The organism is Pseudomonas sp. 382, assembly GCF_002759075.1.
GTDB classification, from domain to species: domain Bacteria; phylum Pseudomonadota; class Gammaproteobacteria; order Pseudomonadales; family Pseudomonadaceae; genus Aquipseudomonas; species Aquipseudomonas vlassakiae.
On sequence record NZ_PEMX01000032.1, the window covers coordinates 63,946 to 71,389 of the forward strand.

General features: G+C 63.3%; 6 protein-coding genes and 1 pseudogene. 4 read left to right on the forward strand and 3 right to left on the reverse strand.

Features of this window, described 5'->3' with window-relative positions; all coding sequences use genetic code 11:
• Nucleotides 1-39 precede the first annotated feature (39 nt).
• Together CQW31_RS25305 and trmA are read left to right on the forward strand one after the other, a co-directional pair.
• Complete coding sequence (locus tag CQW31_RS25305; protein WP_099815680.1) at nucleotides 40-1,335, forward strand: NCS2 family permease; 1,296 nt, start codon at nucleotides 40-42, stop codon at nucleotides 1,333-1,335.
• Nucleotides 1,332-2,417, forward strand: a complete 1,086-nt coding sequence (gene trmA, locus CQW31_RS25310) for a tRNA (uridine(54)-C5)-methyltransferase TrmA (RefSeq protein WP_099815681.1) — start codon at nucleotides 1,332-1,334, stop codon at nucleotides 2,415-2,417. The genes CQW31_RS25305 and trmA overlap by 4 nt, the downstream gene beginning before the upstream one ends.
• Nucleotides 2,418-2,721: 304 nt before the next feature.
• On the opposite strand, the gene pcaG is transcribed toward trmA, so the two are convergent.
• Complete coding sequence (pcaG, locus tag CQW31_RS25315) at nucleotides 2,722-3,327, reverse strand: protocatechuate 3,4-dioxygenase subunit alpha (protein WP_099815682.1); 606 nt, start codon at nucleotides 3,325-3,327, stop codon at nucleotides 2,722-2,724.
• Between the two features lie 10 nt (nucleotides 3,328-3,337).
• Nucleotides 3,338-4,057: a protocatechuate 3,4-dioxygenase subunit beta gene (pcaH, locus tag CQW31_RS25320; RefSeq protein ID WP_054886879.1), complete on the reverse strand. Its 720-nt coding sequence runs from the start codon at nucleotides 4,055-4,057 to the stop codon at nucleotides 3,338-3,340.
• Between the two features lie 188 nt (nucleotides 4,058-4,245).
• On the opposite strand from pcaH, the gene CQW31_RS25325 reads away from it, so the two are divergent.
• Both CQW31_RS25325 and CQW31_RS25330 read left to right on the forward strand, forming a co-directional pair.
• Nucleotides 4,246-5,136 carry a neutral zinc metallopeptidase gene (locus CQW31_RS25325; protein WP_099815683.1) on the forward strand — a complete coding sequence of 297 codons (891 nt, stop codon included), beginning with the start codon at nucleotides 4,246-4,248 and terminating at the stop codon, nucleotides 5,134-5,136.
• 197 nt (nucleotides 5,137-5,333) lie between these two features.
• A complete protein-coding gene (locus CQW31_RS25330) occupies nucleotides 5,334-7,253 on the forward strand; it encodes a methyl-accepting chemotaxis protein (RefSeq protein WP_099815684.1) in 1,920 nt (639 codons plus the stop codon).
• An 88-nt stretch (nucleotides 7,254-7,341) separates the two neighbouring features.
• On the opposite strand, the pseudogene CQW31_RS31785 reads toward CQW31_RS25330, so the two are convergent.
• Nucleotides 7,342-7,444: pseudogene (locus tag CQW31_RS31785) on the reverse strand (IS110 family transposase); the annotation flags it as partial.

The following is a 7,444-nucleotide window of genomic DNA, read 5'->3' on the forward strand; positions in this document are numbered from 1 at the left end:
CGATACATTCACGGCGCGAGGGCGCCCTGGGGAGCGGGCATGCTGGAAAGGCTGTTTCAACTAAAAGCACACGACACCAATGTGCGCACCGAGATTCTTGCGGGCGTCACTACCTTCCTGGCCATGGCCTACATCCTGTTCGTCAACCCGAGCATCCTCGGTGAGACCGGCATGGACAAGGGCGCAATCTTCGTCGCCACCTGCCTGGCGGCCGCTATCGGCTCGACCACCATGGGCCTGATTGCCAACTACCCGATCGCCCTGGCGCCGGGCATGGGCCTGAACGCGTTCTTCACCTACACGGTGGTCCTGCACATGGGCCACACCTGGCAGGTGGCACTCGGCGCGGTGTTCCTCTCGGCGGTGATGTTCTTCCTGCTGTCGATCTTCCGTATCCGCGAATGGATCGTAAACAGCATTCCACTGCCGTTGCGTTCTGCGATTGCTGCCGGTATCGGCCTGTTCCTGGCGTTCATCGCCCTGCACAATGCCGGCATCGTCGTTGATAATCCAGCGACCCTGGTTGGCCTGGGTGACCTCAAGCAGCCAGCGCCTATCCTCGCTACCCTGGGCTTCTTCCTGATCGTCGGCCTCGAGTCGCTGAAGGTTCGTGGCGCAGTGCTGATCGGCATCCTGGCCGTGACCATCGCTTCGATCCTGATGGGTGTGACACCGTTCAGTGGCGTGGTCTCGATGCCGCCATCGCTGGCGCCGACCTTCCTCCAGCTGGACATCAAAGGCGCCCTCGACGTGGGCCTGGTCAGCGTGATCTTCGCCTTCCTGTTCGTCGACCTGTTCGACAACTCGGGCACGCTGATCGGCGTGGCCAAGCGCGCCGGCCTGATGGGCAAGGACGGCCACATGCCAAAGATGGGCCGTGCCCTGATCGCCGACAGCACCGCCGCCATGGCAGGTTCCCTGCTGGGCACCTCGACCACCACCAGCTACATCGAATCCGCCGCTGGCGTGAGCGCCGGAGGCCGCACCGGCCTGACTGCCATCGTCGTCGCCATCCTGTTCCTGCTGGCGCTGTTCTTCGCGCCGCTGGCCGGTAGCGTACCGGCCTTCGCCACGGCACCGGCGCTGTTGTTCGTCGCCGTGCTGATGGCTTCGGGCCTGGCAGAAATCAATTGGGACGACATCACCGAGGCCGCCCCCGTGGTCGTGACCGCCCTGGCCATGCCACTGACCTACTCGATCGCCAACGGCATCGCCTTCGGTTTCATTTCCTGGACCGCCGTCAAGCTGATCTCCGGCCGCCACCGCGACCTGAACCCGGCCCTGGTGATCCTTTCCATCCTGTTCGTCATCAAGCTGGGCTGGTTCAACGCATGAGTGCTGTCTTCGACCCCTCCGCCTACGCCACCCAGCTCGAGGGCAAAGTCGCCCGCCTGCGCGAGCTGCTGGCGCCCTTCGGCGCGCCGGAACCGGCCGTTTTCGACTCGCCGCGCGAGCACTACCGCCTGCGCGCCGAGTTCCGCCTGTGGCGCGAAGATGGCCAGCGCCACTATGCGATGTTCGCCCCTGGCGACAAGCACAAGGCGATCCTGATCGACGACTTCCCCATCGCCAGCCAGCGCATCAATGAGCTGATGCCGCGCCTGAAGGCCGCCTGGCAGGCCAGCGAGGCACTGGGCAATCGCTTGTTCCAGGTAGAGTTCCTCACCACGCTGGCCGGCGATGCCATGGTCACGCTGTGCTACCACCGCCCGCTGGACGAGGCCTGGGAAGTGGCTGCCCGGCAGTTGGCCGAAGACCTCGGCGTGAGCGTGATCGGCCGTTCGAAGGGCAAACGCCTGGTGATTGGCCGCGACTATGCGGTGGAAAAACTTGATGTTGCCGGTCGCGTTTTCAGCTACCGCCAGCCGGAAGGCGCGTTCACCCAGCCCAACGGCGCGGTGAACCAGAAGATGCTGAGCTGGGCGTTCGAGGCCATCGGCCAACGTGAAGACGACTTGCTGGAGCTGTATTGCGGCAACGGCAACTTTACCCTGCCGCTGGCCACCCGCGTGCGCCAGGTGCTGGCCACCGAGATCAGCAAGACTTCAGTCAATGCCGCGCTGAGCAACCTCGCTGAAAACGCTGTGGATAACGTGCGGCTGGTGCGCCTGTCGGCGGAAGAGCTGACCCAGGCACTGAACGAAGTACGGCCGTTCCGCCGGCTGGAAGGAATCGACCTGAAGAGCTATGAGTTCGGCACCGTGTTCGTCGACCCGCCCCGTGCTGGGATGGACCCGGACACTTGCGAGCTGACCCGGCGTTTCGAGCGAATCCTGTACATCTCGTGCAACCCCGAGACCCTGGCGGCGAACATTGCCCAGTTGCACGACACACACCGCATCGAGCGTTGTGCGTTGTTCGACCAGTTCCCGTATACGCACCACATGGAAAGTGGCGTCCTGCTGGTTCGGCGCTAGAGCATTCGCGGGCAAGCCCGCTCCCACATGGATAGCATCCACCTTGATGCTTGCGCGACAGCTGTGGGAGTGGCGTCCTGCTGGTTCGGCGCTAGAGCGTTCGCGGGCAAGCCCGCTTCCACATGGATAGCATCCACCTTGATGCTTGCGCGACACCTGTGGGAGTGGCGTCCTGCTGGTTCGGCGCTAGAGCGTTCGCGGGCAAGCCCGCTTCCACATGGATAGCATCCACCTTGATGCTTGCGCGACACCTGTGGGAGCGGGCTTGCCCGCGAAGGGCCGCACAGCGGCCCCGAACTTTGACTCAGAAGTCGAAGAACACCGTCTCCCCTTCTCCCTGAATGCGGATATCGAAGCGATACGCCGTTTTCCCGTCCACCTCGCAACGCTTGGCAATCAAGGTCTCACGACGTTGCGGCTGCTCGATCAGGTTGAGCACCGGGCATTTGGCATTGGCCTCGGCCTCGTCGTCGAAGTACAGCCGCGTGTGCAGATGGATGTTGATCCCCCGGGCGAACAGGCTGATGTTGATATGCGGCGCCATTGGCACGCCTGCAGCATTGTTCACCACACCCGGCTTGACCGTATGCACGGTCCACTCACCGGCATCGAAGGTGGTGGCGGTGCGGCCGAAGCTGTTGAAGGCGTTTTCCAGGTTATAGGCATCCTGATACTGACCGTTGGCGTCGGCCTGCCACAGTTCCAGGAACGAATCACGCACCAGGTGGCCGTTGCCGTCATACACATGACCGATCAGCACGATGTGCTCGCCCGGAGCGTCCGGCTTGGCCAGGCGGTTCCAGATTTCCTGGTCGCGGGTCGGGTTGCCGGCCGCTTCCAGGGCCAGGCCGATGTGCACGTAGGGGCCGGCAGTCTGCGATGGGGTTTCCGGCAGCAGTTCGATTGGCATGGCGGGGTCCTCAGCAGTTTTCGAAGTGGGTCTTGCGCTGGCCACGCAGCACGATATCGAAGCGGTACGCCAGGCAGTCCATCGGGTTGGCGTTGCTCATGTCGAGCTTGGCGATCAACTGCTGGACGGCTTCAGGGTTGGCGATCGACTTGACGATCGGGCACATCGGGATCAGCGGATCACCTTCGAAATACAGCTGGGTGATCAGCTTGGTGGCGATCGACGGGCCGCTGATGCCGAAATGGATGTGCGCCGGGCGCCAGTCATTCGGCCCGTTGCGCCAAGGGTACGGGCCCGGCTTGATGGTGCGGAAGCTGTAGTAGCCGTCGCGGTCGGTCAGGCAACGGCCGACGCCACCGAAATTCGGGTCCAGCGGCGCCAGGTAACGGTCGTTCTTGTGGCGATAGCGGCCACCGGCGTTGGCTTGCCACATCTCCACCAGGGTGTTCGGCACAGGCTTGCCGTACTGGTCGACGACGCGGCCGGCAACGATGATGCGCTCGCCGATCGGCAAGCCACCGTTGTTGAAGTTCAGCAGCAGGTCATGGTCGTGGGCACCGAAGCCCAGGTGGGAAAAGTCCGGGCCGGTGGTTTCGCTGATCGACTGTGGGATGCTGACCAGTGCCTGGCGCGGCGAGCGGGCAACGGAAGTCTTGTAGTCGGGCGTCAGGGCCTTGGGGTGCCAGTTGCGATCACGGATCACGAAGCGGCTGTTGTCCTGGGCAGGCATGCCGGATTCCTCTCTTGGAATTATGAAAACGCCTGTACACGGCAGGCGGACTTGCAGTTTCAGGCAGGTAGCGAGGGATGGATAATGAAATCACCCGCCAATTACATAACCAAACGGTTATGTATTAGTGGCTTTGGCTGTGGTGATCTAATCTTTATCCCCATGTTTCACGCTCTGGAGAGCTCTTCATGGAATGGCGAAAAGGCCGGCGCAGCGACAACGTGGTCGATGCTCGCGGCGAAGGTGGCGGCGGCGGCATGCGCTTTGGCGGCGGCAAGGGGCTGGGGCTTGGCGCTGTGCTGCTGATTGTCGGCATCGGCTGGCTGACCGGCCAGGACCCGCTGCAGATTCTTGGCCAGCTCGCCGGGCAGATGGAACAACAGCAACAGCAAGCAGCCCCCAGTGGCGCTGGCGGCAAGGCACCGCCGGCCAATGACGAACAGGCGCAGTTCGTCGCCTCGATCCTGGGCGATACGGAAGACACCTGGAAGGCCCTGTTCGCCCAAGCGGGCAAGCAGTACCGTGATCCCAAGCTGGTGTTGTTCAGCGGCCAGGTCAATTCGGCCTGCGGTTTTGCGTCTGCGGCAGTCGGGCCGTTCTACTGCCCGGCGGATCAGCGGGTCTACCTGGACATGTCGTTCTTCCGTGAAATGGAAACCCGCTTCGCGGCGGCCGGCGACTTCGCCCAGGCCTACGTGATCGCCCACGAGATCGGCCACCACGTGCAGACCCTGCTCGGGGTGTCGGCCAAGGTCGATGCCGCGCGGCGCAGTGGCCAGCGCCTGGAAGGCGACAATGGCCTGCTGGTGCGCCAGGAACTGCAGGCCGACTGCCTGGCCGGCGTTTGGGCGTATCAGGCGCAGAAGCGGCTGAACTGGCTGGAGCCGGGTGATGTTGAAGAGGCGCTGAATGCCGCCAATGCCATTGGTGATGACCGGCTGCAACAGCAAGGTCAGGGGCGCGTGGTGCCCGACTCCTTCACCCATGGCACCTCGGCGCAGCGGGTGCGCTGGTTCAAGGCCGGGTTTGCCCAAGGGAATGTGAACAGCTGCGATACTTTCGGCGCGCGTAGCCTTTGAGAGCCTGGGGGGCCGCTTTGCGGCCCTCAGCGATCTCCAAAAGGCAAACGTTTTCTCTATCTTGCAAATCAGCTGAAAAAGCGATTCAGCTTTCGCTGTGCCGTGCCGATAACACCTGCACGAATCAGCGGGCCCCAGAACAACAACGCCCTGCGATTGATGATCAAGTGAGCGAATGAATTTTCTGGAGAGCGTGCATGAACAGCTGGTTTGCCAACATCAGCGTCAACCTCAAACTCGGCCTGGGCTTCGGCCTGGTGCTGGTTCTAACCGGCCTGCTGGCCCTGACCGGCTGGACCAGCCTGGGCAGCCTGATTGACCGCAGCAACTGGATGGGTGACATCGGTCAGCTCAACAAGGATCTGACCGACCTGCGCATCGCGCGTCTGCAGTACATGATCGCCAATGGCGATGACGCCGCCGCTGCCAACACCCAGGCCAAGCTCGACGCCTTCAGCAAGCAGCAGCAATACCTGGTCACCACCTTCACCAGCCCGGCCAACGTCGTGCTGCTCAAGGAGCTGGGGCAGACCATCAGCGAGTACAAGGTATCGCTGAACAAGATGCGCGCCGGCTACAAAAGTTCGCTGGCCGCCCGTGATGCAATGAACGTGTCGGCGGCAAGGGCCGATGAGGCCATGGAAGTCCTCAGCCAGGACGTCATGTCCCGCCCCGAGCCAGACAGTGTGCGCCTGGCCCAGTACCAACTGATCAGCAAGGCGCGCCAGCAACTGCTGCAGGTGCGTATCGACGTGCGCGGTTACATTGCCGACAACAGTGCCGCCAACGAGCAGACCGCCCTGCGCCAGCTGGAAGGCGCCCTGGCCGATATCGACAACCTCAAGCGCCAGTTGCCAGCTGAAGCCGCCCGTGTCCAGCAGTTCGAGCAATCGGTGCAGGCCTACCGCGATGCCGTGCGCCAGTTCCGCGATGCGGTTGCCGACATCACCGTTGCCCGCGCCGAGATGACCGTGCAAGGCGCCGATATCGTCAAGCGCAGCGACGCGCTGTACAACATCCAGCTGGAGCGTCGCGACGCAGAAAGCACCCAGGCCCGCAGCCTGCAGACCATCGCCACGCTGCTGGCGCTGCTGGCTGGCGTCATTGCTGCAGTGGTCATCACTCGCCAGATCACCCGCCCGCTGCGCGATACCCTGCAAGCCGTGGAACGCATTGCCAGTGGCGACCTGACCCACGACCTGCGCGTTACCCGTCGCGATGAAATCGGCGTGCTGCAACAAGGCATTGCGCGCATGGGGACGACCCTGCGCGAACTGATCAGCGGCATCCGTGACGGCGTCACTCAGATTGCCAGCGCCGCCGAAGAGTTGTCGGCGGTGACCGAGCAGACCAGCGCCGGTGCCAACAGCCAGAAGGTCGAGACCGACCAGGTCGCCACCGCCATGCACGAAATGGCCGCCACCGTTCAAGAAGTGGCGCGCAACGCCGAGCAGGCTTCCCATGCCGCGACTGGCGCCGATGACGAAGCGCGTGCCGGTGACCGCGTGGTCGGCGAGGCGATCAGCCAGATCGAACGCCTGGCCGAAGAAGTGCACCGCTCCACCGAGGCCATGAACCTGCTGCAACAGGAAAGCCAGAAGATCGGCAGCGTGATGGACGTGATCAAGTCGGTGGCCGAGCAGACCAACCTGCTGGCGCTCAACGCCGCGATCGAAGCGGCCCGAGCCGGTGAAGCCGGCCGTGGTTTCGCCGTGGTCGCCGACGAAGTGCGTGGCCTGGCCCAGCGCACGCAGAAGTCCACCGAAGAGATCGAGGAGTTGGTGGCCAGCCTGCAGCACGGCACCCAGCAGGTGGCCAATGCCATGCAGGGCAGCCGCACCCTGACCGACAGCAGTGTCGAGCTGGCGCGAAAGGCAGGTGCGTCGCTGGAGAACATCACCGGCACGGTGTCGAGCATCCAGTCGATGAACCAGCAGATCGCAGCGGCGGCCGAGCAGCAGAGCGCGGTGGCAGAAGAGATCAGCCGCAGCATCCTGAATGTGCGCGATGTGTCGGAACAGACCGCGGCAGCCAGTGATGAGACCGCAGCGTCCAGCGTCGAGCTGGCGCGCCTGGGCGGTCATCTGCAGATGCTGGTCAGCCAGTTCCGCGTCTGACTGGAGACCATTCGCGGGCACGCCCGCTCCCACAGGTACGGCGCAAGATTCGAAACCTGCGCTGTACCTGTGGGAGATTCTATGGTTTTCAGCAAGCCAGTTTCCCACCTTTGGTGACGTATTCGTCCTGATTTTTCATCAGGGCGAATGCCACCCGCGCGAGCTTTCTAGCCAGGATTACCAGAGCTTGA

Coding starts and splice junctions, on each gene's coding strand:
- CQW31_RS25305 (WP_099815680.1), top strand. CDS start 40: ATGCTGGAAAGGCTGTTTCAACTAAAAGCACACGACACCAATGTGCGC.
- trmA (WP_099815681.1), top strand. CDS start 1,332: ATGAGTGCTGTCTTCGACCCCTCCGCCTACGCCACCCAGCTCGAGGGC.
- pcaG (WP_099815682.1), bottom strand. CDS start 3,327: ATGCCAATCGAACTGCTGCCGGAAACCCCATCGCAGACTGCCGGCCCC.
- pcaH (WP_054886879.1), bottom strand. CDS start 4,057: ATGCCTGCCCAGGACAACAGCCGCTTCGTGATCCGTGATCGCAACTGG.
- CQW31_RS25325 (WP_099815683.1), top strand. CDS start 4,246: ATGGAATGGCGAAAAGGCCGGCGCAGCGACAACGTGGTCGATGCTCGC.
- CQW31_RS25330 (WP_099815684.1), top strand. CDS start 5,334: ATGAACAGCTGGTTTGCCAACATCAGCGTCAACCTCAAACTCGGCCTG.